General features: G+C 64.1%; 16 protein-coding genes and 4 pseudogenes. 7 read left to right on the plus strand and 13 right to left on the minus strand.

Translation table 11 applies throughout. The annotated features are described in order from the left end of the window. Positions 1-177: 177 nt before the first annotated feature. A complete protein-coding gene (locus tag DNK59_RS07015; protein WP_110722700.1) occupies positions 178-948 on the plus strand; it encodes a ParA family protein in 771 nt (256 codons plus the stop codon). A gap of 38 nt (positions 949-986) precedes the next feature. Here DNK59_RS07015 and trxC read toward each other — a convergent pair whose 3' ends face one another. The 3 genes from trxC to DNK59_RS07030 all read right to left on the minus strand — a co-directional run bounded on the left by trxC (position 987) and on the right by DNK59_RS07030 (position 2,972). Then, a complete protein-coding gene (trxC, locus tag DNK59_RS07020) occupies positions 987-1,421 on the minus strand; it encodes a thioredoxin TrxC (protein WP_092318952.1) in 435 nt (144 codons plus the stop codon). A gap of 77 nt (positions 1,422-1,498) precedes the next feature. Further along, entirely contained in the window at positions 1,499-2,455 is a 957-nt protein-coding gene (locus tag DNK59_RS07025; RefSeq protein ID WP_110722701.1) for a hypothetical protein, read from the minus strand. A gap of 76 nt (positions 2,456-2,531) precedes the next feature. Beyond that, the gene (locus tag DNK59_RS07030; RefSeq protein WP_110722702.1) at positions 2,532-2,972 is read right to left on the minus strand and encodes an IgaA/UmoB family intracellular growth attenuator; all 441 of its coding nucleotides are present in this window, start codon (positions 2,970-2,972) and stop codon (positions 2,532-2,534) included. A gap of 8 nt (positions 2,973-2,980) precedes the next feature. Between DNK59_RS07030 and DNK59_RS31560 the strand changes: the two genes are divergently transcribed. After that, on the plus strand, positions 2,981-3,163 hold the full coding sequence (locus DNK59_RS31560) for a hypothetical protein (RefSeq protein ID WP_146249884.1): 183 nt from the start codon (positions 2,981-2,983) through the stop codon (positions 3,161-3,163). Here the strand turns inward: DNK59_RS31560 and selO are convergent. The 7 genes and pseudogenes from selO to DNK59_RS32430 all read right to left on the minus strand — a co-directional run. Further along, positions 3,147-4,610 carry a protein adenylyltransferase SelO gene (gene selO, locus DNK59_RS07035; protein ID WP_110722703.1) on the minus strand — a complete coding sequence of 488 codons (1,464 nt, stop codon included), beginning with the start codon at positions 4,608-4,610 and terminating at the stop codon, positions 3,147-3,149. The genes DNK59_RS31560 and selO overlap by 17 nt on opposite strands. Positions 4,611-4,659: 49 nt before the next feature. Then, complete coding sequence (gene mscK / locus DNK59_RS07040) at positions 4,660-8,004, minus strand: mechanosensitive channel MscK (RefSeq protein ID WP_110722704.1); 3,345 nt, start codon at positions 8,002-8,004, stop codon at positions 4,660-4,662. Between the two features lie 65 nt (positions 8,005-8,069). Then, entirely contained in the window at positions 8,070-9,812 is a 1,743-nt protein-coding gene (locus DNK59_RS07045; RefSeq protein ID WP_047301248.1) for a potassium/proton antiporter, read from the minus strand. 166 nt (positions 9,813-9,978) lie between these two features. After that, positions 9,979-10,851, minus strand: coding sequence for a methyl-accepting chemotaxis protein (locus DNK59_RS32420; protein WP_371920259.1), 873 nt, complete (start codon positions 10,849-10,851; stop codon positions 9,979-9,981). After that, positions 10,834-11,604 (minus strand): annotated as a pseudogene (locus tag DNK59_RS32425) (MCP four helix bundle domain-containing protein); the annotation flags it as partial. The gene DNK59_RS32420 and the pseudogene DNK59_RS32425, both read right to left, overlap by 18 nt. Positions 11,605-11,798: 194 nt before the next feature. After that, positions 11,799-12,884 (minus strand): annotated as a pseudogene (locus DNK59_RS07055) (methyl-accepting chemotaxis protein); the annotation flags it as partial. A gap of 45 nt (positions 12,885-12,929) precedes the next feature. Then, a pseudogene (locus DNK59_RS32430) lies at positions 12,930-13,424 on the minus strand (MCP four helix bundle domain-containing protein); the annotation flags it as partial. A 311-nt stretch (positions 13,425-13,735) separates the two neighbouring features. On the opposite strand from DNK59_RS32430, the gene DNK59_RS07060 reads away from it, so the two are divergent. From DNK59_RS07060 to DNK59_RS32440, 4 genes and pseudogenes are all read left to right on the plus strand, one after another. Next, positions 13,736-13,966 carry a hypothetical protein gene (locus DNK59_RS07060; protein WP_092318969.1) on the plus strand — a complete coding sequence of 77 codons (231 nt, stop codon included), beginning with the start codon at positions 13,736-13,738 and terminating at the stop codon, positions 13,964-13,966. Then, positions 13,963-14,265, plus strand: a complete 303-nt coding sequence (locus DNK59_RS07065) for a cell division protein ZapA (RefSeq protein ID WP_110722707.1) — start codon at positions 13,963-13,965, stop codon at positions 14,263-14,265. The genes DNK59_RS07060 and DNK59_RS07065 overlap by 4 nt, the downstream gene beginning before the upstream one ends. A gap of 163 nt (positions 14,266-14,428) precedes the next feature. Next, a pseudogene (locus DNK59_RS32435) lies at positions 14,429-15,454 on the plus strand (cache domain-containing protein); the annotation flags it as partial. 126 nt (positions 15,455-15,580) lie between these two features. Continuing rightward, the gene (locus DNK59_RS32440; protein WP_371921011.1) at positions 15,581-16,321 is read left to right on the plus strand and encodes a methyl-accepting chemotaxis protein; all 741 of its coding nucleotides are present in this window, start codon (positions 15,581-15,583) and stop codon (positions 16,319-16,321) included. A gap of 58 nt (positions 16,322-16,379) precedes the next feature. Here DNK59_RS32440 and DNK59_RS07075 read toward each other — a convergent pair whose 3' ends face one another. Continuing rightward, positions 16,380-18,182, minus strand: a complete 1,803-nt coding sequence (locus DNK59_RS07075) for an acyl-CoA dehydrogenase (protein WP_110722708.1) — start codon at positions 18,180-18,182, stop codon at positions 16,380-16,382. 178 nt (positions 18,183-18,360) lie between these two features. Further along, the gene (putA, locus tag DNK59_RS07080) at positions 18,361-22,314 is read right to left on the minus strand and encodes a trifunctional transcriptional regulator/proline dehydrogenase/L-glutamate gamma-semialdehyde dehydrogenase (protein ID WP_110722709.1); all 3,954 of its coding nucleotides are present in this window, start codon (positions 22,312-22,314) and stop codon (positions 18,361-18,363) included. 467 nt (positions 22,315-22,781) lie between these two features. Between putA and putP the strand changes: the two genes are divergently transcribed. Then, a complete protein-coding gene (gene putP, locus DNK59_RS07090; protein ID WP_110722711.1) occupies positions 22,782-24,266 on the plus strand; it encodes a sodium/proline symporter PutP in 1,485 nt (494 codons plus the stop codon). Between the two features lie 130 nt (positions 24,267-24,396). On the opposite strand, the gene DNK59_RS07095 is transcribed toward putP, so the two are convergent. Further along, positions 24,397-24,891, minus strand: a complete 495-nt coding sequence (locus DNK59_RS07095) for a DUF2165 family protein (protein WP_110722712.1) — start codon at positions 24,889-24,891, stop codon at positions 24,397-24,399. Positions 24,892-24,938 lie beyond the last annotated feature (47 nt).

A 24,938-nucleotide genomic window follows, 5' to 3' on the forward strand; every position in this document is an offset into this window, starting at 1 on the left:
CGAATGTGTCTATTTGCCACTATCGAGGGCCGCTCCGGGCGCAAACCGTCGTGACCAAGCCCTTGTCGGGCCCGGCCCTGCGGCGCCGGGACTGCGCAAACTCTTGCGCTGTCGAGGTAGCTAAGGGCAGACGAGGCCTACTACACTCGGTGATCTTTGATACAGGGAGGTCTAGACATGCGGCGTGTGGTGTTCAATCAGAAAGGTGGCGTCGGCAAATCCAGTATTGCCTGCAATCTGGCGGCGGTCAGCGCCAGCGAGGGCTATCGCACCTTGCTGGTGGACCTGGATGCCCAGGCCAACTCGACCCAGTACCTCACCGGCCTGACCGGCGAGGACATTCCCATGGGCATTGCCGACTTCTTCAAGCAGACCCTGTCGTCGGGGCCGTTCGCCAAGAAGAACCAGGTGGATATCTACGAAACGCCCTTCGACAACCTGCACGTGGTCACGGCCACCGCGGAACTGGCGGACCTGCAGCCCAAGCTGGAGGCCAAGCACAAGATCAACAAGCTGCGCAAATTGCTGGACGAGTTGGCCGAGGATTACGATCGGATCTACCTGGATACCCCGCCGGCCCTGAATTTCTACGCGGTATCGGCGCTGATCGCCGCTGATCGCGTGCTGATTCCCTTCGACTGCGACAGTTTTTCCCGGCAGGCGCTGTACGGGCTGCTGGCGGAGATCGAAGAGTTGAAGGAAGACCACAACGAGGAGCTGGAGGTCGAAGGCATCGTGGTCAACCAGTTCCAGGCCCGGGCCAGCCTGCCGCAGCAGATGCTCGACGAGCTGATCAGCGAGGGCCTGCCGGTGCTGCCGGTGTACCTGGGCAGTTCGGTGCGCATGCGTGAGTCGCATCAGGCCAGCATGCCGCTGATCCATCTCGACCCACGGCACAAGCTGACCCAGCAGTTCGTCGACCTGCACAACCTGCTGGAAAACGCCTGAGCCTCAAGCTGTTGTGAGCGCAGGGTCGGCCCTGCGGCTCAGATCCCCTGGCTGCGCAACCAGCCCAGGAGTTGTGGCAAAGGCAAGGCGCCACTTTGCCGGGCCACTTCCCGGCCGTTCTTGAACAGGATCAGGCTGGGAATCGAGCGAATGCCCAATTGTCCCGACAGTTGCGGATTGGCTTCGCTGTCGAGCTTGGCCAGCCGGCATCGGCCGCTCAGTTGCGCGGCGGCCTGGGTGAAGATCGGCGCAAAGGATTTGCACGGTCCGCACCAGTCGGCCCAGACGTCCACCAGCAACGGCAGGTCGCCCTTGATCTGGCTGGCATAGTCGCCCTGTTTCAAGTCAAAAGGCTTGCTCAGCAAGACCTCGGCCTTGCAGCGTCCGCACTTGGGGTGATCGCCCAGGCGTTCGCCGGGAATGCGATTGAGGCCGTTGCAGTGCGGGCAGGGAATCAGCAGTGGCTCGGACATGATGGGCTCCGCAAATAGGTAGAGCGCCTTAGATGGCGGCGCCCGGGGTGAATATCAAGTTGGCGCCCGCCCCGGGTTCACCGGCTCGGCGCGGCCAGTTCGACGCTGACCAGGCGATCCAGGCTGCGGCCCATGTGAAAGGTGAATGGCCGGCCTGTGGCCTGCATCTTCTGATTGCACAGCTCCTGCAGCTCGTCCTTGCGGGTGTCGAAAGGCAGGGCCGAGGTCAGGGTCTGGGCGCCGATGGAGCCGATGACAATGGCGAATTCGTCAAGGGGCACGGGGGCGGGCCGGGTGACTTTCGAGCTGGATGGCCAGGCCTGGACGGTTTTTTGTTGCAGGAGGCGGTTCAGGTCCGGGTCATCGAAATGCACCTTGAGCGGCACCTTGGCAATGCTGCCGCTGCGGGTCAGCAAGGAGATCAGGCCGCGCTCGCTGTTGTCCTGTTCAAGGGCCTCGTAGGCGACCAGTTTCAAGGGCATGGGCATGCTCAGGCGCGCGGTGATCTTGCAACTGACCGGGCCTTCGATTTCCCTCGCGTTGACGATGGCCTGCATGCTGTCTTCGTAGCTGCGGTCCAGCAGCATGCCGAACTCCGGCTCGAACGCCAGGCTGGCGTCGATGCTGTCCGGCAAGTCGCTGCTGCCCGACGGAGTGACCTTGGCCTGGGCGTTGTCCAGTTCCAGGTGCAGGTTCATCGAGCTGGCCTTGCGCGCCTCGGTGACTTGTTCGAAGACCGCCCTGAGACGGCCCCGCTGTTCCGGGCTCAGGGAATAGTCCACCAGGCGCAGGTGGATCACTTTGTCATCGTCCTTGTCGCGTTCCAGGGCGATGGCATCCGGGTCCAGGCCCTGGGCGCCGAGCGCCGTGTAAATACTCTGCTTGTACGCCTCGTGCACCAACTGATCGGAGTATTGCGGGCCGGCCTTGGGGTCGGAGCGCACCGAGTCCTGGAAGTGCAGGGTGGCGAAGTCTTCCTTGCACCCGGTCAGCCAGAGCAGCAGGGGTAACAGCAGCAGGTAGCGAGTTTTCATGGTGGGCTCTTGTAGGGCATCGACGGGGCTAGTGGCATGGGCGAGCGGTGAAAGTGGCAGCCAGGCCTTCAGTGTGTCACTGGGTCAGGCGATGCCCGTTGAGGCCGATGACCACGGCGAACTTCTTGGCGATCACCACTTCGGCCTGGTTGTTGTCGGCCAGGAAGCTTTCCATCGGGAAGGGAAATTCCACGGGAATACCGGCGATCGACATGTGCTTCACCGACTGGACCTGCAGCTCTAGCCCGTCGCTCGCGGTGCCGCCGCTGATCAGATAGACGCTGTCGCTGATCGGCTCGTAGGACATGCCGCCGCTGCCCTGGATACGTTGCAGGCTGGCGGTCTGTTTGGCCAGTTCGTCCAGTTCGGCCTGGGTAATGCGGCGATGCGGTTTACCGTGCAGGCGCAGGTCCTGCAGGTTCATCCGGTACTTGGCGCGGCGGCTCAGGTAGATGACGACCGACACCAGGCTGAAGACGCCCAAGGCCAGGGTGACCAGAGTGAAGAACAGGTTCATGTGCATCCTTGCAGGTACTGGAAATCAGGGCGCGGATTATCCCTGCCTGTCAGTGGCGGGTCCATGTGCAATCCCAGGTTGAGCCGGTGCTGGGCGGCAAGCGCCTGTTCAACCTGCGGCAGGTTCGCCGGTTGGCCGAGGGTTTCCAGGTACCGATGGACGGCTTCGCCCGACTCAGGACGAACAGCTGATTTCCAGGTGCTTGCCCCACTCCGGCGGGCGTTCGGCGTAGCTGTCCATGCCGGCCTGTTCCTCGAAAGGCCGGCTCAGTACCTGATGCAGGCGACGCACTTCGCTGTAGTCCCCGGCTTCCGCTGCGTCGATGGCCTTCTGCGCCAAGTAGTTGCGCAGGATGTACAGCGGGTTGACCGCGTGCATGCGCGCGCGGCGCAGGTCCTGGTCCTGGATCTGATCCCGGGCGACCCGTTCCCGGTACCGCTCGGCCCAGGCATCGAAGCCGTTGCGGTCGACGAAATCGTCCCGCAGCCGGGCCAGTGCCAGCTCCGGCGCCTCGTCCCCCAGGCGGCGGAAGAACAGGCTGTAGTCCACGCCGCTGTTCTGCATCAGTTGCAGCAGGCGTTCCACAAGTTTCTGATCGTCGTCCTCGGCCTGGGTGAAGCCCAGGCGCCGACGCATCAGGTCCAGGTAGTGGGCCTGATACAGCGGCAGGAACAGGCCGAGACTTTCCCGTAGCGCCTCGACGCTGATGAACGGCGTCAGGGCCTGGGCCAGGGCGCTGAGGTTCCACTGGCCGACGGGCACCTGGTTGCTGAAGGAATAGCGCCCCTGGTCATCGGAGTGGTTGCAGATGAAATGGGCGTCGAAATCATCGAGGAAGGCGAACGGGCCGAAGTCGAAGGTGATGCCCAGGATCGACATGTTGTCGGTGTTCATCACCCCGTGGCAGAAACCATAGGCCTGCCATTTGGCGATCAGCTCGGCATTGCGCTCGACGATCTCGCGAAACATCGCCAGGTAGGGTTCCGGCTGCTCCAGGCACTCGGGGAAGTGCAGGGCCAGCACATGCTCCCCCAGCTGCTTCTGCTGTTCGGCTTTCTTGGTGTAGTAGAAATACTCGAAATGGCCGAAGCGGACATGGCTCGGCGCCAGGCGCAGGACCATTGCCCCGCGTTCCTGCTTCTCGCGCCATACCGGGGTGTCCGAGCCAATCACGCACAGCGCGCGGCTGCTGGGAATGCCCAGGGCATGCAGGGCCTCGGAGGCGAGGAACTCGCGGATCGACGAGCGCAACACGGCGCGACCATCGCCCATGCGCGAGTAGGGCGTCTGCCCGGCGCCCTTCAGGTGCAGGTCCCAGTGTTCCCCCGCCTGGTTGTAGACCTCGCCCAGCAACAGGCCGCGACCGTCCCCCAGTTGCGGGTTGTAGGAGCCGAACTGATGCCCGGAATAGACCATGGCCCGGGGCTCGGCCTCGGCCCACAGCTTGTGCCCGCCAAACAGCTCGGCGAACACCGGGCTTTCGGCCACGGGCGGGTCCAGGTCCAGCAGCGCCATGGCCGCCGGGCTGGCGGCCACCAGCCTGGGGTTGTCGAGGGGTTCGGGCAGTATGTGGGTCGAGAAGGCGTCGCCCAGGCGGGCGAAGCGGTTGTCGAAGGTCAGTTCGTCGAGGGCTTTCAACGGCCATCTCCCAGCAGAATGTCCGAGCATTCTGCTGGGCAAAGACGCCTTAGTCGAGTTTGCTCGGTGGTGGTTCGGGTGCGCTCTTGTCCTTGGACGCGATGCTGCCGTCGGCCTCGATCGGCACCATCTTGTACTCCTGGCCGTGGAGGTTCTTCAGGTACACCTCCATCTGCCGGAACGAGATGTTGATGTGGTTCTTCTTGAACTCGCGGTTGATGAAGCGGTTGACCTCGTCCACCACCGGGTTGCGATCCCCCAGCTCGCGCACGTGCATGCGCAGTTCGTGGTCCAGGGTGCTTTCGCCGAAGTTGAGGAAGTACACCTGAGGCTCGGGTTCCTTGAGCACCCGCGGGTTGTCCCGGGCGGCCTTGAGCAGCAGTTCCTTGACCAGGTCCAGGTCCGAGCCGTAGTCGACGCCGAGCTTGAGGGTCACCCGGGTCACGGTGTCGGTCAGCGACCAGTTGATCAACTGCCCGGTGATGAAGGTCTGGTTGGGGACGATGATGTCCTTGCGGTCGAAGTCGGTGATGGTGGTGGCGCGGATGCGGATCTTGCTCACCGTGCCCGACAGGTTGCCGATGGTGATGGTGTCGCCGATGCGTACCGGCCGCTCGAACAGGATGATGATGCCGGAGATGAAGTTGGCGAAGATCGCCTGCATGCCGAAACCCAAACCTACCGACAAGGCCGCCACCAGCCACTGCAGCTTGTCCCAACTGACGCCGAGGGTGGCCAGGGTCGAGACGAAGCCTATGCCGGCAATGGCGTAGGACAGCAGGGTGGTGGTGGCGTAGGCGCTGCCCTGGGCCAGGTTCAGCTTGGACAGCACCAGCACTTCCAACAGGCCCGGCAGGTTGCGCGCCAGGGCGAAGGTGATGCCGACAATGATCAGCGCCCCGATCACGTCGCCGATGCTGATCGGCACCATGCTCATGTTGGCGCCGGTGCCGCTGGTGTATTCGTAGAGGGTGATGTTGTCCAGGTAGGAGAACACCGTGATCAGGTCCGACCAGACCCAGTACAGCCCGGCGATGAAGCCGCCCAGCAGGGCCAGGCGGATCAGGCGCAGGGACTGTTCGTTGACCTTCTCGATGTCCATGGTCGGCTCTTCGACCACCGCCTCGCCGCTTTCCCCGGCTTCCTTGGCCGCCTGGCGCTTGCTCAGGGCCCGCTGGTAGGCCAGGCGCCGCGCCGCCACCCCGAGTCCGCGGACGAAGGTGGCTTCGATCACCAGCCAGAACATCAGCAGGTACAGGGTGTTGATCAGGCGGTCGCTGAGCTTGAGCGCGGTGTAGTAGTAGCCGAAGCACACGGCGATGAACAAGGCGATCGGCAGCAGGGTGAACAACAGGCCCACCGCCTTGCGGAACAGCGAGGCATTCTCGTGGGCCGGGCTGCTCAGCAGCAGGCGACTCAGCAGCCAGGCCATCAGCCCGTAGCAGGTCAGCACCACGGCGATGCCCAGCACGTCATCGGCCAGGGCCGCGGGCTGGTGCTCGGCCACCGCCACCACGGCCACCAGCGCCAGGACCACCAGCCCCAGGCGGCGGACCCAGCCCTGGAGGAATTCCACCTGGGGTTTTTCCCAGCGGAAATGCAGTTCCGCCACGCCGCCGGGGGCGAGGATCCGATAGGCGGTATAGAACACCAGCCAGGCCTGGGCGATCTGCAGCAGCGCCGCGCCGAGGTTGGCGTTCTGTCCCCGGGCGTCGATCTGCAGGGCATAGCCGCACAGCGCCAGGCCCAGGGTCACCGGCATCGCCAGGAGAATGTTGACCAGGATCGCCAGCGGCGTGTGCCACTGACTGTCGCGTTTGAAGTGGCCGATGTCCTTGTGCACCTTGCTCAGGCGCGCGTAGAGGTTCTTGCGCCGCCACAGCAGGGCGCCGATCAGCAGCGCCAGGGGCAGGAACAGTAACGGCCGCTGCGCCAGGCCGTCGGTCAGTTCACTGAGGCTGGAGGCCCAGGGCAGGGTGGTGACCTGTTTCTGCAGGCGCAGGGGCACTTCCTGCAGCCACTCGGCGTCCAGCGGCTTGTTGCTGGGGATCCAGAACATCTGCTCGTCGAGGGTCGCCCGCAGGCTCTGGGAGGTGCTCAGCAGCTGCTTCTGGTTCAGCTGCAGGGTGATGGACTCGTTGAGCAGGGCGCTGAGTTCGCGGTTCAGGCGCTCCAGCAGATCGGCGCGGGTCATCGCCAGGTCGATCAGGGTCCGTCGCAGTTGCGGCGTGACCTGCTCCGGCGGCTGGCTCTTGAGCAGGTTGTCGACGTAGGTGCTGGGGCTGCCCAGCAGTTCGCGCTGCTGGTTGACCTCGAACTGATAGAGGCGGATATCGGCGATTTCGTCCGCCAGGTCGCGGTCCAGCTTCAGGCGTGGCAGGGCCTGCTTCTGTTTGTAGAGAATCTTCGACAGCAGCAGGCTGCCCTTTAGCACGTTGATCTGCTCGTCCAGGGCCGCGTCGCTCTGGGTCACGCTGTCCAGTTGCTGTTTGGTCTGCAGGTTCTGCTGGGTCAGTTCGTTGAGGCGGTCGGTACTCTTGAGCAGGTAGTCGGAGAGCTTGAGGTTGGTGGCGCTCTCGGTGGCCAGCAGGCTGCTGCTGCCGGCCTTCTGCGCCTCGATCGACTGCTGGGTCACGGTTTCCTGGGACTGGGCCAGGCGCTTCTGGTTGATCAGGGTCTGCAGGTCCTGGATTTCCTGCTCCAGGCGCGCGGTCTTTTCCATCAGCAGGTCATGCTGGCTGCTGCCCAGGTCCTGCAACTGGCTGTTGCCTGCCAGTTCCTGGCGACGCAGCGGAATCAGGGCGTTGATCGCCGCCAGTTCGGCATTCAGCAGATTGCGTTGATCGGCGCCGAGCAGTTTGCCGCCGTCCTTGCCGGACTTGAGTGCGGCGTTGATCTGCAAGATGCGGGTCTGACTGTTGCTGATTTCCGCCTGGGCCCGCTCGGGCCGGGTCTGGGCGGTGATGGTCAGGGTGTTGGCGTCGGCCAGGGCTTTTTGCAGCTCGCCTTGCAGGGTGGTGCGTTCGCTCAGCAGTTGCTCCAGTTGCGACACCCCCAGCGAGCCGTAGCGCTGGGCCACCGGTACTACTTTGCTGGCCTTCAGGCGTGCCAGTTCCCGCTGGTTTTCCGTGGTCTGGCGCGGTGCGTTGCTCAATTGCTGGCGCAGGTCGTTGAGGCGCCGTTCGTAGTCCTGCTTGTTGTTCAGCTGATTCAGGGTGTTTTGCAGCAGGGTCTGCAGGGCCTTCTGATCGGCTTCGGGCAATTTGCGTTCGGCGATCTTGTCCAGGCTTTGCTGGACCGACTCGGCACTGGGCGGATCGCCGCCCTGTGCGGCGCCGACAGAGAGACTCAGGCCCAGCAGGGCAACAGCGAAGAATTTACGCAGGTTAGGCATAGAAGTCGGTCAAGCAAATAGGAAAGGGGGGGCGCGTTGCGACCAGGTCCGACGCGCTCCGCAGTTTAGAGGAAGAGGCCGGGGCCGGGGCGACTTCCTTCGGGGAATCTGACGCCCACCTTGCCGATCTTGTTCCCGTCCATCACCGCCACGGTCCAGATGGTGTTGTTCCACTCCACCTGGTCGCCGACCACCGGCGCACCGCCGACCTTCTGCGCGATGAACGCCCCCAGCGGCATGTCCGCGTCCTGGCCGTCGAGCTTGAGCCCGTAGAGCGCCGACACCGCGCCCAGCTGGGCGTCGCCTTCGAGGACGAAGTCGCCGAAGAAGCGCAGGTCCAGGCCACGTTCCGGCGCCTGGCTGAAGAGTTTGCCCAGGGCTGGCAGGTTGTGTTCATGGCCGATCACGCACAGCAAGTCATCGGCTTCAAGCACGGTACTACCCGACGGATGGAGCAGTTGCTGGCCGCGAAACAGCGCGGCGATCCGCGTGCCCTCGGGCATTTTCAGCTCCCGTAGGGCGGCGCCGATGCACCATTTCTCCGCTCCCAGGCGGTAGACGAACATCTCCCATTCGCTGGTGACATGGACTTCCAGGGCCGACCGGGAGATCGGCGCCGGGTCCGGCGGCACCGTGACCTTCAGCCACTTGGCCACCCACGGCAGGCTGGTGCCCTGCACCAGCAGCGAGATCAGCACGATGAAGAACGCCAGGTTGAAGTACAGCTGGGCGTTGGGCAGCCCGGCCATCAACGGGAACACCGCGAGAATGATCGGCACCGCGCCGCGCAGGCCGACCCAGGAGATGAAGGCCTTTTCCCGGCCGTGGAAGGCCTTGAACGGCGCCAGGCCCACCAGCACCGACAGCGGCCGGGCGAACAGGATCATCCACAGCGCCAGGCCCAGGGCCGGCAGGGCGATGGGCAGCAGGTCGTGGGGGGTGACCAGCAGCCCCAGCACCAGGAACATGCCGATCTGTGCCAGCCAGGCCATGCCGTCGAGCATGTGCAGGATGCCGTGGCGGCTGCGCACCGGGCGGTTGCCGATCATCAGGCCGCACAGGTACACCGCCAGGAAGCCGCTGCCGTGCAGGGCGTTGGTCAGGGCGAAGACCACCAGGCCGCCGGCAATCACCAGGATCGGGTACAGGCCGTTGGCCAGGTGGATGCGGTTGACCAGTTGCAGCATCAGCCAGCCGCCGCCCAGGCCGATCACCGCGCCGATGCCGAATTCGCGGATCAGGTCCCCCAGCAGGCCCCAGTGCAGGCCGGTGTGGCCGCTGGCGAGCATGTCGATCAGGGTCACGGTGAGAAACACCGCCATCGGATCGTTACTGCCGGACTCAATCTCCAGGCTGGCGGTGACCCGTTCGTTGAGGCCCTTGCCCCCCAGCAGCGAGAACACCGCCGCGGCGTCGGTAGAGCCGACGATGGCGCCGATCAGCAGGCCCTGGATCAGGTTGAGGTCGAACAGCCAGGCCGCGGCCATGCCGGTCAGCCCGGTGGTGATCAGCACCCCCACCGTGGCCAGGGACAGCGCCGGCCACAGGGCCACGCGGAAACTCGCGACCCGGGTGCGCAGGCCGCCGTCCAGCAGGATCACGGCCAGGGCCAGGTTGCCCACCAGGTAGGCGGTCGGGTAGTTGTTGAAGATGATGCCGCCGCCGTCGACCCCGGCGGTCATGCCCACGGCGAGGATGATCACCAGGATCGGGATGCCCAGGCGCGACGAAAGTGAGCTCACCAGAATGCTCGCACCTACCAGCAACGCGCCGATCAAGAACAGGCTGTTGATGGTCGTCGCATTCAAAGGCAGTACTCCAGGGTGTAAAAGGCGGGCGCAAACTGACCATGCAGTCTGCGTGCCAGCGATTCTAACCTGTTGAAATGTGCCGCTGTCAAAAAGCTTTCAATGACCGCGGCCGACCCGGCGCAACAGCTGTGCGCCGGGGCTTTGCCGAGCCTGGTCCGGCGCTTCAAAGGCTGAAGCGCGCCACCAGGCTGTTGAGGTCAACGGCCAGGCGCGACAGCTCGTTGCTGGCTGCACTGGTCTGGTTGGCACCGGTGGCCGACTGCACCGACAAGTCGCGGATGTTGACCAGGTTGCGGTCCACTTCCCGGGCCACTTGGGCCTGTTCCTCGGCGGCGCTGGCGATCACCAGGTTGCGTTCGTTGATCTCGATGATGGCGCTGTTGATGGTGTCCAGGGACAGGCCGGCGCCACGGGCGATGTTCAGAGTCGATTCGGCGCGCTCGGTGCTGTTGCGCATCGAGTCCACGGCATGCTCGGTGCCGCTCTGGATGCTGCCGATCATGCGTTCGATTTCGCTGGTGGACTGCTGGGTGCGATGGGCCAGGGCGCGGACCTCGTCGGCGACCACGGCAAAGCCGCGACCGGCTTCACCGGCCCGGGCGGCCTCGATGGCCGCGTTGAGGGCCAGCAGGTTGGTCTGGTCGGCCAGGCCGCGGATCACGTCCAGCACCTTGCCGATGTCCCGGGATTCGTTGGCCAGGTCGCCGATCAGGCTGGCGGTGCTCTGTACATCGGAGCTCATGCGTTCGATGGCTGCGACGGTTTCCTGCACCAGGTCGCGGCCATCGCCGGCCGAGGTGGTGGCGTTTTTCGAGGCTTCGGAGGTGCTGACGGCGTTGCGCGCCACTTCTTCCACGGCGCTGGTCATTTCATTGACCGCAGTGGCGGCTTGCTCGATCTCGTTGTTCTGCTGGGTCAGGCCGCGAGCGCTTTCCTCGGTGACGCTGTTGAGCTCTTCGGCTGCCGAGGCCAACTGGGTGGCGGAGCCGGAGATGCGTTGCAGGGTGTCACGCAGTTTTTCCTGCATCTTGGCCATGGCCTGCAACAGGCGCCCGGCTTCGTCGCTGCCGTCGATCCTGATCGGTCGGGTCAGGTTGCCTTCGGCGATCTCTTCGGCGGCGCTCAGGGCGTTGGCGATCGGCAGGGTGATGCTGCGGGTCAGCAGCCAGGCGAACAGCAGGGTCAGGGCGGTGGCCAGCACCAGCAGCGTCACCACCAGGGTGAAGGCCGAGGAGTACTGCTCGGCGGCTTGCTGGTTGGTGTCCAGGGTCTGCTGGGTGTTGATCTCCAGCAGGCGGTTGAGCACGGTGTTCATGGCTTCAGAGTTGTTCAGCAGGTCGGTGTTGAGCAGGTTGCGCAACTCGTCCACCTGATTGCTGCGCGACAGGCTCTTCATCCGCTCTTCGATCTGCCGGTACTGGCCCAGCAGCTGCACGTACTGGTCGTAGGCGGCTTTTTCCGCCGGGCTGCTGATCAGCTTTTCATAGGTGGCCTGGGCCGTGCGGATCTGCTGGTTGCGCATGTCCAGCAGTTCCACGGTCTTTTGCTGGACATCCGGCTCGCGGTTGACCAGCAAACGGTAGGACAGCACCCGCAGGCGCAGGGTCAGCTGGGTGAACTCGTCGAGGCTCTTGATGCTCGGCACGCTGCTCTGGGTGATGTCCTCGGCGGCGCCGCGGATCTTGCTCATCTGGTTCAGGGCGAACACCCCCAGGATCAGCATCAGGCCGCCGATCATGGCAAAACCGAGGAAGGCCCGCGGAGCGATATTCATATTACGAAGGGACATGGTGGGTACCAAAGAAGGCGCATCCGTGCGGGGCTTGAGACTGATCTACCGTGACTTATCGGTCGTACGACTAAAGTCTTGAGTCTTGCCGCGGATTTAGCCGCTTGGTTGCGCCCCGTCCCGGGGGCGCCAACCACCGGCGATGCCGGCACCAGCCCCGCAATAGAGAGCTGGAGCCGGGCAGGCAGGCGGTTTTACAGCTGGAACCGGGTCACCAGATTGTTCAGATCGACGGCCAGGACCGACAACTCGCTGCTGGCGGAGCGGGTCTGGTTGGCTCCGGTGGTGGATTGCACCGACAGGTCGCGGATGTTCACCAGGTTGCGGTCCACTTCCCGGGCTACCTGGGCCTGTTCTTCGGCGGCGCTGGCGATCACCAGGTTGCGTTCGTTGATCTGGATGATGGCGCTGTTGATGGTGTCCAGGGACAGGCCGGCGCCACGGGCAATGTTCAGGGTCGATTCGGCGCGCTCGGTGCTGTTGCGCATCGAGTCCACGGCATGCTCGGTGCCGCTCTGGATGCTGCCGATCATGCGTTCGATTTCGCTGGTGGACTGCTGGGTGCGATGGGCCAGGGCCCGCACTTCATCGGCGACCACGGCAAAGCCGCGACCGGCTTCACCGGCCCGGGCGGCCTCGATGGCTGCGTTGAGGGCCAGCAGGTTGGTCTGGTCGGCCAGGCCGCGGATCACGTCCAGCACCTTGCCGATGTCCCGGGATTCGTTGGCCAGGTCGCCGATCAGGCTGGCGGTGCTTTGCACGTCGCCGGTCATGCGTTCGATGGCGGCGACGGTTTCCTGCACCATGTCCCGTCCGTCGCCGGCGGACTGGGTGGCGTTCTGCGAGGCTTCGGAAGTGCTGACGGCATTGCGTGCCACTTCTTCCACGGCGCTGGTCATTTCATTGACCGCGGTGGCGGCTTGCTCGATCTCGTTGTTCTGCTGGGTCAGGCCGCGGGCACTTTCGTCGGTGACGCTGTTGAGCTCCTCGGCCGCCGAGGCCAGCTGGCCGGCGGAGGCGGTAATGCGTTGCAGGGTGTCGCGCAGTTTTTCCTGCATGGTGAGCATGGCCTGCAACAGGCGGCCGGCTTCGTCGCGGCCATCCACGGTGATCGGTTGGGTCAGGTCGCCTTCGGCGATGGTTTCGGCGGCATGCAGGGCGTTGGCGATTGGCAGGGTAATGCTGCGAATCAGGCGCCAGGCGAACAGCAGAGTCAGGGCGCTGGCCAGTACCAGCAGGGTCACCACCAGATTGAAGGCGGTGGTGTATTGCTCAGCCGCGTCCTGATCGGCGGCGCTGGAGTAATGAGTGTTGATCTCCACCAGTTGGTTGAGGATGCCGTTGATCTTTTCCGCGCTGGTCATCAGATCGGTGTTGAGCAACTGCTGCATGCTTTCGAGCTGGTTGTTGTGCGACAGCTCGATCAGTTGGTCTTCCAGTTGGCGGTGGTGGGTCAGCAGCTCCATGTACTGATCGTAAGCGGCGCGCTCCTCGGGGCTGCTGATGAGCTGTTGGTAGCGGACGCGGGTTTCATCGATCTTCTGGTTGCGCTCGCCGATGGACTCCAGGGTCTTTTGCTGTTCCTCGGGATCGCGGTTGAGCAGCAGTCGATAGGCCTGGATCCGCAGGCGCAGGCTCAGTTGGGTGAAGTCGTCGACGCTCTTGATGCTGGGGATGGTGTCCTGGGTGATACGTTCGGTCGCCGCGCGAATCTTGCTCATCTGATTCAGGGCAAAGATCCCCAGAAACAGCATCAGGCAACCTATCAGGGCAAAGCCGAGGAATGCCCTCGGAGCGATATTCAGGGTACGCAGGGACATTGAACCTACCTCGGATGTGCGCGGCTCGCGCGCGTGGGGCTGGGAAGTACCTGTGCTATCGCGTTGAAAAAATGCTTCTTGAATCGTCAGGAGCAGTTTCAGAAAAATCTGAGTGCTCGTTGGGAAATGTCAGAAAAGTCCTGATCGCCCGACGGAGTGTCAGGAACCCAGGGGACGAATGACAGTCTCTAGCAGCTCTCGCGGAAGGGTCATCGCCAGTAAAATCAAGGCCTTGCGCCTGGATAGCCCTGGTATCCGAGGTGACTTTTCTTTATCGTACGCGCCCTTTGCAAAAAGCCTGGAAGATCAAAATGTTGGAAGCATCCCTCAGCCAATTGGAACAGCTGGTCAGCGACCTGGTGCTACAGAACCAGGAGCTGCTTGGCACGAACGCAGCCCTCAAGGAACAACTGAGCCAGGCCAAGGATGAAAACGAAAGCCTGCAACTGAGCCTTATGGAACAGGAAGAGAAACAAGGCGCGACCGCCGCCCGTATCCAGGCCCTGGTTGAGCGCGTCAGCGCAGGTCCGGTCACCCCATGAGGCACCCTATCGATGGGGTCAAGGTGATCTCGATCCTGGGCGAGGATTACTCGATCAAGGCCCCGGCCGGCGAGGAGCAGACCCTCATGGACGCCGCGCTGATGCTCAAGGCGGTCCTGGCCGACACCAAGCGCAAATACCCGACGCTGATCGGCGAGCGCCTGCTGGTGCTGGCGGCGATGAACCTGTGTTCGCAGCAGATCGAAATGAAAAAACAGCATGCCCAGGAGCTGGAGCGCTATCAGGAGCAGGTGAGCGCCACCGTCGAGGTGATCGCCAAGACCATTCAACAGAATTGATGGAAGTGCACACAGCCTGCGGGTGATGGGTTGGACAAGCAGAGTCATTGTTTGTATACAACCTTCCGCGGCTGGCGCGGTATCTCAGCCTCTTATAACCATAAGAAAGAGGTGTTCCATGCAATTCTGGCGACGCAGTATTCAATGGCAGCTGATCCTCAGCATGGGATCGGCCCTGCTGGTCAGCCTGCTGGTGGTAGTAGCCATCTACACGGTACTGATCAATCACCTGACCCAGAACTACCTGGTGGACAGGGCGCTACCTTCGAGCATCGAAGCCATGCGCAACGATATCGAGCGCATTCTCACCCAGCCCCTGACCGCCGCCCGCGACCTGGCCGGCAATGGCATGCTGCGCGACTGGCTGGCGGCGGGCGAAGACCCGGCCCAGGCGCCGCAGTACATCAGCTACCTGGAAGATATCCGCGCCGAGAACCAGGCCTTCACCACCATGATGGCCAGCCCGCTCAGCCATCATTACTACAACCAGAAAGGCCTGGACCGGACCCTCAGCCGGGACAATCCCAAGGACGTCTGGTTCTATCGCTTCATCGACGGCGGCAAGCCGCGGGTGCTGAACATCGATATCGACGTTGCCAGTGGCGAGCTGGCGCTGTTCATCAACTACCGGGTCGAGAAAGACGGTGAGCTGGTGGGTGTCACCGGCCTGGGCTTGCGCATGACCGAGCTGTCCAGGCTGATTCACGACTACAGCTTTGGCGAGCGCGGCCGGGTGTTCCTGGTGCGCAGCGATGGTTTGATCCAGGTGCATCCGGACGCCGAGTTCAGTGGCAAGCGACAGTTGTCCGAGCAGATCGGCGCGACCGCCGCCGAGGCGCTGATGGGGCATGAAGGCCTGACCAGCACTCATTTCCAGCGCGACGACGAAGATTACCTGGCCCTGAGCCTGCCCCTGCGCGGCTTTGGCTGGAGCCTGGTGGCCGAGGTGCCGCAGGCGCAGATCTACGCCGAGGCGCACCGCGCGATCTGGCTCACCAGCCTGATCGGCCTGGGCATTGCCGCGGTCTGCCTGGTGCTGGTGGTGCTGCTGGCCCGCGGCCTGGTGCGTCCGGTCCGGCAAGTGACCGAGGGGCTGGTGGCCATCGGCAGCGGCGGCGGTGACCTGACCCTGCGCCTGGACGCCAGCCGCGCCGACGAACTGGGGGACCTGGCCCGGGGGTTCAACCGTTTCCTCGACAGCCAGCGCGGCATGATCGGCGAGGTGCTGGCCACCACCGAGCGCCTGCGTTCCTCGGTGCGCCAGGTGGCGGCGGTGGTGGAGAACACCGCCGAGCGCTCCGGACAGCAGCAGGAGATGACCGACACGGTGGCCACCGCGGTGCACCAGATGGGCCTGACGGTCCAGGACATTGCGCGCAATGCCGGGCAGGCGGCGGACGCTTCCCAGGCGGCTCGGGATGAAGCCCAGCAGGCCCAGGAAGTGGTGGGCGGTTCGATCCGGCATATCGAGAGCATGTCCGGGGAAATCGCGCTGGCCGCAGGCGCCGTGGGCGAGCTGGCGGAACAGGTGGCCTCCATCGACCAGGTACTGGCGGTGATTCGCGGAGTTTCCGAACAGACCAACCTGCTGGCCCTCAATGCCGCCATCGAAGCGGCCCGGGCTGGCGACATGGGGCGCGGCTTTGCCGTGGTTGCCGATGAAGTGCGCACCCTGGCCCAGCGTACTCAGGCCTCCACCGATGAAATCCAGCAGATGATCCAGAGCCTCAAGCAAGGGGCGGAGAACGCGGTGACCTCGATGCATGCCGGGCAGACCGCGACGGGCACCGGTGTCGAATCCAGCCAGCGTACCGGCGCCTCGCTGACCGCGATCACCGGGCAAGTGGAGCGCATCAGCGACATGAATCAGCAAGTGGCCACGGCCACGGAGCAGCAGTCGGCGGTGACCGAAGAGATCAACCGCACGGTGCGGGGGATTTCCGATCTGGCCCGAGCCACGGCGGGCGAAGTGCATGGCTGTCGTGAAGATTGCCGGACCCTGCAGCGCCTGGCCGAGGATCTGGTGCGTCAGGTGGGCGGCTTCAAGCTGCACTGACCGTCAGAGGCGCGGGCCTGCCAGCGAACCGCGCGCGGTGTGTCAGGCCGCCTCGGCCTCAGAACCAGGCGTCCTGCATCTCCAGGCAGGTGGCGTCCCGCGCTTCCAGCAGGGTCAGTTCATGCTGGCAGGCCGGCACTTCCCAGGTCAGGAAGTAGCGTGCGGCCTGCAACTTGCCCCGATAGAAATCCCGATCCGCCGCCACGTCGCGGGCCAGTCCTTCCTCGGCCCTGATGGCTTGCTCCAGCCAGCGCCAGCCGACCACCGCGTGGCCGAACACCTTCAGATACAGCGCCGAGTTGGCCAGGGTCGCCGTGACCTTGCCACTGGCCAGGTCCCCCAGCAGACCCAGGGTCACGCTCTGCAAGCGCGACACCAGTTGCTCCAGAGGCTGACGCAGGGCATCCAGCGACGAATGGGCGCGGGCCCGCTCGCCCGTCTCGGCGATCAGGCGGATCAGGCGCTTGAGCCCGGCACCGCCGTTCTGCGCCAGCTTGCGTCCCAGCAGGTCGAGGGACTGGATGCCGTGGGTGCCTTCATGGATCGGGTTCAGGCGGTTATCGCGGTAGTACTGCTCCACCGGGTATTCCCGGGTATAGCCGTGGCCGCCGAGGATCTGGATCGCCAGCTCGTTGGCCTTGAGGCAGAACTCCGACGGCCAGGATTTGACGATCGGGGTCAGCAGGTCCAGCAGTTCATGGGCCTGCTGGCGCTCGGCCTCGTCGGCCAGGGTGGTGGTGTCGTCGAACAGTCGCGCCGCATACAGCCCCAGGTCGAAGGCGCCTTCGACGTAGGCCTTCTGGGTCAGCAGCATGCGCCTGACATCGGCGTGCTGGATGATCGATACCGGCGCGGTGCTCGGGTCCTTGCTGTCCGGCAGGCGACCTTGCGGGCGTTCGCGGGCGTATTCCAGGGAATACAGATAGCCGGCATAGCCGAGCATCACCGCGCCCATGCCGACGCCGATCCGTGCCTCGTTCATCATCTGGAACATGTAGCTCAGGCCCTGATGCGGCTGGCCTACCAGATAGCCGACGCAGTCGCCGTTATCGCCGAAGTTCAGCGCGGTGGAGGTGGTGCCGCGCCAGCCCATCTTGTGGAACAGCCCGGCCAGCAGCACGTCGTTGCGCGGCCCCAGGCTGCCGTCGTCGTTGACCAGGAACTTGGGCACGATAAACAGCGAAATGCCCTTCACCCCGGGGGGCGCGTCCGGCAGCTTGGCCAGGACCATGTGCACGATGTTTTCCGACAGCGGATGGTCGCCGCCGGAGATGAAGATCTTGTTGCCCTTGAGCCGGTAGCTGCCGTCGGCAGCCGGTTCGGCACGGGTGCGGATATCGGCCAGCGAGGAGCCGGCATGGGGCTCGGTCAGGGCCATGGTGCCGAAGAAGCGCCCGTCGATCATCGGCTGCAGGAAGCGTTGTTTCTGCTCCTGGGTGCCGAAGCTTTCGATCAGATTGGCCGCGCCCATGGTCAGGAACGGATAGGAGGTTGTGGCCGCGTTAGCTGCCTGAAAGTGCGCGAAACAGGCCTGGGACAACAGGGTTGGCAACTGCATGCCGCCGGCCTCGAAACTGCGGGCCGCATTGAGAAAGCCAGCCTCAAGGAAGGCATCCACCGCCGGTTTCACTTCAGGAATCAGCCTCGCCTGGCCGTCTTCGTAGCGTGGTTCGTTCTCATCGCCCTTGCGGTTGTGCGGGGCAAAGTACTTCTCGGCGATGCTGCGCGCGGTGCCGATGGCGGCGTCGAAGGTTTCGCGATTGTGCTCGGCAAACCGCTCGCGCTGGGTCAGGCCCTCGGCGTCGAGTACCTCGTACAGCTCAAAGGCCAGATTGCGGGAACTGAGCAGCGTCTCGGACATGGCGGCATACCTGTGGGATAGGGAATGGGCCGAGTCTAGGCGGGTGAATAAAGGCTGGATAGAAAGATTGATGAAGGTGATGGAGGGGCAGAAGCAGCAACAAGCTGCAAGCCGCAAGCGACAAGCAAGGGCCTTGCACCCCCACTTGCCGCTTGAAGCTTGCCGCTTGCCGCTGCTCTTAACCTATGGTCATCAGGCTGGCGTTGCCGCCGGCCGCCGCGGTGTTGACGCTCAGGGCGCGCTCGATCACCAGGCGCTCCAGGGCAATCGCCGTCTCGCCCTGGGACAGGCCCTGGACGCCGACGATGGCGCCGGCGCGCTGGGCTACTTGCTGGCAGACGCCGCGCAGTTGGTCGGAGTCGCCATGATGCAGGACGGCGTCGAACACCACTTCGTCCTTGGTCCAGTCCGCTACGCGTTGGATGCGTGCTTGCACATCCTTCGGCAGACGGCTGAACAGCGCCTTGCTGAGGTCGCTTTCCGGCCACACCGCCGAACCGCCGACGGCCAGTACTGCCGCCAGTTGGGTCAGCAGGTCGCCCTCAACCTCCGCCAGGCACAGCACGTGCTCGCGGGGCAGGATGGCGTAGCTGTTGCGTTCGCCGGTCGGGCCGGTCAGTTGGCGGGTGATGCCGCTTTGCGACTGGCCGGCGAACTGTTTGCACAGGGTCGCCAGTTCCGCCAGCTTGTTGCTCTCGGCCCAGGCTTGCAGGGCATTGAGCGGCTTGCCGAGGGCTTCGCGTAGGCGCAGGTCTGGGGCGTTCTCGGCATCGGCACGGGCGAAGGACTGCTCGATGGCGTCCACTGGACGGGTCGACAGCAGGCGGTACAGGTACAGCGGGCCGCCGGCTTTCGGGCCGGTGCCCGACAGGCCTTCGCCGCCGAACGGCTGCACGCCGACCACGGCACCGACGATGTTGCGGTTGACGTAGACGTTACCGGCGTGGACGTTGTCCACCACCTTGGCGATGGTTTCGTCGATCCGGGTGTGCACACCCAGGGTCAGGCCATAGCCGGAAGCATTGATCTGGGCGATCAACTGGTCGATGTCCTTGCGCTTGTAGCGCACCACGTGCAGCACCGGACCGAAGATCTCGCGTTGCAGCTCGTCGAAGCTTTCCAGCTCGATCAGGGTCGGCATGACAAAGGTGCCGCGCTTGCATTCTTCGCTGTCGGCAATGGCCATCTGGTACACGCTGCGACCTTTGTCGCGCATGGCCTGGATGTGCTTCTCGATGCCAGCCTTGGCTTCGGCGTCGATCACCGGGCCGATGTCCACCGACAGGCGCTCCGGGTTGCCCAGGCGGCTTTCGGCCATGGCGCCCTTGAGCATTTCGATCACGCGGTCGGCGGAATCTTCCTGCAGGCACAGCACGCGCAGGGCCGAGCAACGCTGGCCGGCGCTGTCGAAGGCCGAGGACACCACGTCGATGACCACTTGTTCGGTCAGGGCCGAGGAGTCGACGATCATTGCGTTCTGGCCGCCGGTTTCGGCGATCAGCGGGATCGGCCGGCCCTGGTTGTCCAGGCGCCCGGCGATGTTGCGTTGCAGCAGGCGCGCGACTTCGGTGGAACCGGTGAACATCACGCCCTTGACGCGTTCGTCACCCACCAGGCGGGCACCGACGCTTTCGCCCTGGCCCGGCAGCAGTTGCAGCACGCCTTCGGGAATCCCGGCTTCGAGCAGCAGGCGCACGGCCTGGGCCGCCACCAGCGGAGTCTGCTCGGCCGGCTTGGCCAGTACCGGGTTGCCGGCGGCCAGGGCGGCGGCCACCTGGCCACTGAAGATCGCCAGCGGGAAGTTCCACGGGCTGATGCACACCACCGGGCCCAGCGGACGATGGGCGTCGTTGCTGAAGTCGTTGCGTGCCTGCACCGCGTAGTAACGCAGGAAGTCCACGGCTTCACGCACTTCGGCGATGGCGTTGGCGAAGGTCTTGCCGGCCTCGCGAGCCAGCAGGCCCATCAGTGGCTGGATCTCGCCTTCCATCAGGTCGGCGGCGCGTTCGAGGATCGCGGCGCGTTCGGCCGGCGGCGTGGCCTGCCAGATCGGCGCGGCATTCAGGGCGCACTGGATGGCGTTGTCGACGTCTTCGACCGTGGCTTCCTGAACGTGGCCCACCACATCGCGATGGTCCGACGGGTTGAGGACCGGCGCCGGGGTTTCGTTGCTGGCGGCGCAACCGAGCATCGGCGCGGCCTTCCAGTGGTTGTGGGCGGTGGCCAGCAGCGCGCAGGACAGCGACGCCAGGCGGTGTTCGTTGGCCATGTCGATGCCCGCGGAGTTGGCGCGTTCGCTGCCATACAGGTCACGCGGCAGCGGAATGCGCGGGTGCGGCAGGCCGAAGCCGCCTTCCAGGGTGGCCATCTGCTCGATCTGCGCCACCGGATCGGCCACCAGTTCCTGGATCGAGATCGACTGGTCGGCAATACGGTTGACGAACGAGGTGTTGGCGCCGTTTTCCAGCAGGCGGCGAACCAGGTAGGCCAGCAGGGTTTCGTGGGTGCCGACCGGTGCGTACACGCGGCACGGACGGTTCAGCTTGCCATCGGCGACCTTGCCCACCACTTGCTCGTACAGCGGTTCGCCCATGCCGTGCAGGCACTGGAACTCGTACTGGCCGGGGTAATAGTTCTGACCGGCAATGTGGTAGATCGCGGACAGGGTGTGGGCGTTGTGGGTAGCGAATTGCGGGTAGATGACTTCCGGCACCGACAGCAGCTTGCGTGCGCAGGCGATGTAGGAAACGTCGGTGTACACCTTGCGGGTGTAGACCGGATAGCCTTCCAGGCCTTCGACCTGGGCGCGCTTGATCTCGCTGTCCCAGTAGGCGCCCTTCACCAGGCGGATCATCAGGCGGTGCCGGCTGCGGCGGGCCAGATCGATCACGTAGTCGATCACGTATGGGCAGCGCTTCTGGTAGGCCTGGATCACGAAGCCGATACCGTTCCAGCCGGTCAGCTGCGGCTCGAAGCACAGGCGCTCCAGCAGGTCCAGGGACAGCTCCAGGCGGTCGGCTTCCTCGGCGTCGATGTTCAGGCCGATGTCGTACTGCTTGGCCAGCAGGGTCAGGGACAGCAGGCGCGGGTACAGCTCTTCCATCACGCGCTCGTACTGGGCGCGGCTGTAGCGCGGGTGCAGGGCCGAGAGCTTGATCGAGATGCCCGGGCCTTCATAGATGCCGCGGCCGTGGGAGGCCTTGCCAATGGAATGGATGGCCTGCTCGTAGGAGGCGAGGTACTTCTGCGCGTCGTGCTCGGTCAGTGCCGCTTCGCCGAGCATGTCGTAGGAATAGCGGAAGCCCTTGGCTTCGAACTTGCTGGCGTTGGCCAGGGCTTCGGCGATGGTTTCGCCGGTGACGAACTGCTCGCCCATCAGGCGCATGGCCATGTCCACGCCCTTGCGGATCATCGGCTCGCCGCTCTTGCCGATGATGCGGCTCAGGGAGGAGGTCAGTCCGGCCTCGTTGTGGGTCGACACCAGCTTGCCGGTGAGCAACAGGCCCCAGGTGGCGGCGTTGACGAACAGCGATGGGCTGTTGCCCAGGTGCGGCTGCCAGTTGCCGGTGCTGATCTTGTCGCGGATCAGCGCGTCACGGGTGCCCTTGTCGGGGATGCGCAGCAGGGCTTCGGCCAGGCACATCAGGGCCACGCCTTCCTGGGACGACAGGGAGAATTCCTGCAGCAGGCCCTGGACGATCCCGGCACGGCCGCCGGCGCTCTTCTGGTTGCGCAGCTTCTCGGCGATCGAGGCGGCCAGCTTGTTCGCGGCTTCGGCGGTGGCGGCCGGCAGGCGCGCCTGCTCCAGCAGCATTGGCACCACTTCCGGCTCCGGACGCCGGTAGGCGGCGGTGATCGAGGCGCGCAGTACCGATTGCGGGAGGATGCTCTCGGCAAATTCGAGGAAGCATTGATGAGCGTGATCGGTCTGCACCTCGCCGGCGTCATCGCCGTCTTTGGCGGTGACACTGCTCAGCTCGGACAGGGTTGCACCACCCTCGAGTTTTTCCAGGTAATTGAAAATCGCCTGCTTGATCAGCCAGTGCGGCGTACGATCGATCGAGGCCGCGGCGGCCTTGAGGCGCTCGCGGGTTGGGTCGTCGAGTTTGACCCCGAGGGTGGTGGTAGCCATATTTTTATCCTCATGTTTGCCACGCACGTGTGGCATCAGCTGGCGGCAAGATTATCCGTGCGCCGAAATAGGTGCAACCGGGTGCAACCCATTTTCGGACGGAAAAAACCGCAGCTTGTCAGGAATAAAATTCCTGCCTGATCCGGCCTGCCTCCTGTTGGTGCATTTACTTCTGAAAAACCGCTTTCTTGCTCCAAAAAGGAGCAAAAGCGTCGTCGTCGGCCGATTATTCGACAAGGTGCAACTTAAACGCCGCAAATTGGTTGCACCTTGTTCATTTTGTTGCATAGGATTCGCGCCCAAGGTGCAACCGCCCCCCTTTTCGGGGTGGTTCATCGGCTGATGGCTTTCCTGGGGAAACATCAGTCATAAATGCGCGGCTCGCCTGACCGTCTGCCAAATACCATCGTTTGGCGGCGGCGGGCAGTGACCGCCGCACCATAAAAACAAAGCCAGGGCGTAACTCAATGAGTGCAAGCAATCCCACCCTGATCACCTTCGTGATCTACATCGCAGCAATGGTGCTGATCGGTTTCATGGCCTATCGCTCCACCAACAACCTTTCCGACTACATTCTGGGCGGCCGTAGCCTGGGCAGCGTGGTGACCGCGCTTTCTGCCGGTGCTTCCGACATGAGTGGCTGGTTGCTGATGGGCCTGCCGGGCGCCATCTACATGTCTGGTCTGTCGGAAAGCTGGATCGCCATCGGCCTGATCGTCGGCGCCTACCTGAACTGGCTGTTCGTGGCCGGTCGCCTGCGGGTACAGACCGAGCACAACGGCGATGCCCTGACCCTGCCGGACTACTTCTCCAGCCGTTTCGAAGACAAGAGCGGCCTGCTGCGGATCATCTCGGCGGTGGTGATCCTGGTGTTCTTCACCATCTATTGCGCCTCCGGCATCGTTGCCGGCGCCCGTCTGTTCGAAAGCACCTTCGGCATGCCTTACGAGACAGCCCTGTGGGCCGGCGCGGCGGCGACCATTGCCTACACCTTTGTCGGTGGTTTCCTGGCGGTGAGCTGGACAGATACCGTACAAGCCACCCTGATGATCTTCGCCCTGCTGCTGACCCCGATCATCGTGCTGCTGGCCACCGGTGGTGTCGACACCACCTTCCTGGCTATCGAGGCTCAAGACCCGACCAACTTCGACATGCTCAAGAACACCACCTTCATCGGCGTGATCTCGCTGATGGGCTGGGGCCTGGGCTACTTCGGCCAGCCGCACATCCTGGCGCGCTTCATGGCGGCGGATTCGGTGAAGTCGATCGCCAAGGCACGTCGCATCTCCATGACCTGGATGATCCTGTGCCTGGGCGGCACCGTGGCCGTGGGCTTCTTCGGTATCGCCTACTTCTCGGCGCACCCTGAGGTGGCCGGTCCCGTGACCGAGAACCCTGAGCGGGTGTTCATCGAACTGGCCAAGCTGCTGTTCAATCCGTGGATTGCCGGTGTACTGCTGTCGGCCATCCTGGCGGCGGTGATGAGTACCCTGAGCTGCCAGCTGCTGGTGTGCTCCAGCGCCCTGACCGAAGACTTCTACAAGGCCTTCCTGCGCAAGCACGCCTCGCAGCTGGAACTGGTATGGGTCGGTCGTGCCATGGTGCTGGTGGTGGCATTGATCGCCATCGCCATGGCGGCCAACCCGGAAAACCGCGTACTGGGCCTGGTGAGCTACGCCTGGGCCGGTTTCGGCGCCGCCTTCGGTCCTGTGGTGCTGATCTCGGTGATGTGGAAAGGCATGACCCGCAACGGCGCGCTGGCCGGGATCATCGTCGGTGCCGTCACCGTGATCCTGTGGAAGCACTTCGCTCTGCTGGGCCTGTACGAAATCATCCCGGGCTTCATCTTCGCCAGCTTGGCGATCCTGCTGGTGAGCAAGATGGGCACGCCGACCGCTGGCATGGTTCAGCGTTTCGAAGCGGCCGAGAAGGACTTCAAGCTCAACCACTGAGTGCGAATGCCTGGCCCTGACTTCCCAGGGCGCTGAACAACGGCCCGCTGCGTTACCGCAGCGGGCCGTTTTTTTTTGCGCTTCGGCTAGCCGCTGGCGTGGCCTCGCCATGGCTCTGCGGTGCAGAGGGTCAGTGCAGCTCGGCGTCGGGCTGGTTGAGGAAGATCAGCACCCCCAGGATCGCCATGTAGAACTTGAAGGCGGCGTCCTGGCCGTTCCAGGCCTTGGACTGCCACATCATGAACCACTCGCCGCCCACCACCATGAAGCCGAAGAACCAGACACAGAAGCCCAGGCAGAAGCCGGCAATCGCCCAGCCCTTGGAGCGGTTGAAGTAGCTGGCGACGCCGTGCCGTGCCAGCCACAGGCGCAGCGCGCCGACCACCAGCAGCACCCCGGTCAGGGCTTCGCCGCCGATGATCAGCCAGTAACCGAGATTCCACAGCAGTGGCAGGGTCACGGCGCGGTCGGTGGCGGTGTTGTCGGGGAACACGCTGTCCATGCTCAGCACATGCTGGACAAAGGCGAAGTTGGAGCCGTAGTCGCTGATGTTGTTGTAGGCCACCAGCAGCGCGAAGGCCGCGACAGACAGGGTCATGGTGATCTTTACGTAACGCACAATCATGGTTGAGTCCTTTGCGGGTAAGGGAGGGTCCTGGGGGCTGTCTGGCT

The organism is Pseudomonas sp. TKO26 (assembly GCF_003225665.1).
Taxonomy (GTDB): domain Bacteria; phylum Pseudomonadota; class Gammaproteobacteria; order Pseudomonadales; family Pseudomonadaceae; genus Aquipseudomonas; species Aquipseudomonas saponiphila.

What these genes read in the sequence shown, in the direction of transcription:
- putA (WP_110722709.1), bottom strand. Translation starts at nt 22,314, where the DNA reads ATGGCTACCACCACCCTCGGGGTCAAACTCGACGACCCAACCCGCGAG.
- DNK59_RS32420 (WP_371920259.1), bottom strand. Translation starts at nt 10,851, where the DNA reads ATGGCCAAGATGCAGGAAAAACTGCGTGACACCCTGCAACGCATCTCC.
- mscK (WP_110722704.1), bottom strand. Translation starts at nt 8,004, where the DNA reads ATGCCTAACCTGCGTAAATTCTTCGCTGTTGCCCTGCTGGGCCTGAGT.
- trxC (WP_092318952.1), bottom strand. Translation starts at nt 1,421, where the DNA reads ATGTCCGAGCCACTGCTGATTCCCTGCCCGCACTGCAACGGCCTCAAT.
- DNK59_RS32440 (WP_371921011.1), top strand. Translation starts at nt 15,581, where the DNA reads ATGACCGACACGGTGGCCACCGCGGTGCACCAGATGGGCCTGACGGTC.
- DNK59_RS07075 (WP_110722708.1), bottom strand. Translation starts at nt 18,182, where the DNA reads ATGTCCGAGACGCTGCTCAGTTCCCGCAATCTGGCCTTTGAGCTGTAC.
- DNK59_RS07095 (WP_110722712.1), bottom strand. Translation starts at nt 24,891, where the DNA reads ATGATTGTGCGTTACGTAAAGATCACCATGACCCTGTCTGTCGCGGCC.
- putP (WP_110722711.1), top strand. Translation starts at nt 22,782, where the DNA reads ATGAGTGCAAGCAATCCCACCCTGATCACCTTCGTGATCTACATCGCA.
- DNK59_RS07015 (WP_110722700.1), top strand. Translation starts at nt 178, where the DNA reads ATGCGGCGTGTGGTGTTCAATCAGAAAGGTGGCGTCGGCAAATCCAGT.
- DNK59_RS07030 (WP_110722702.1), bottom strand. Translation starts at nt 2,972, where the DNA reads ATGAACCTGTTCTTCACTCTGGTCACCCTGGCCTTGGGCGTCTTCAGC.
- DNK59_RS07060 (WP_092318969.1), top strand. Translation starts at nt 13,736, where the DNA reads ATGTTGGAAGCATCCCTCAGCCAATTGGAACAGCTGGTCAGCGACCTG.
- DNK59_RS07065 (WP_110722707.1), top strand. Translation starts at nt 13,963, where the DNA reads ATGAGGCACCCTATCGATGGGGTCAAGGTGATCTCGATCCTGGGCGAG.
- DNK59_RS07025 (WP_110722701.1), bottom strand. Translation starts at nt 2,455, where the DNA reads ATGAAAACTCGCTACCTGCTGCTGTTACCCCTGCTGCTCTGGCTGACC.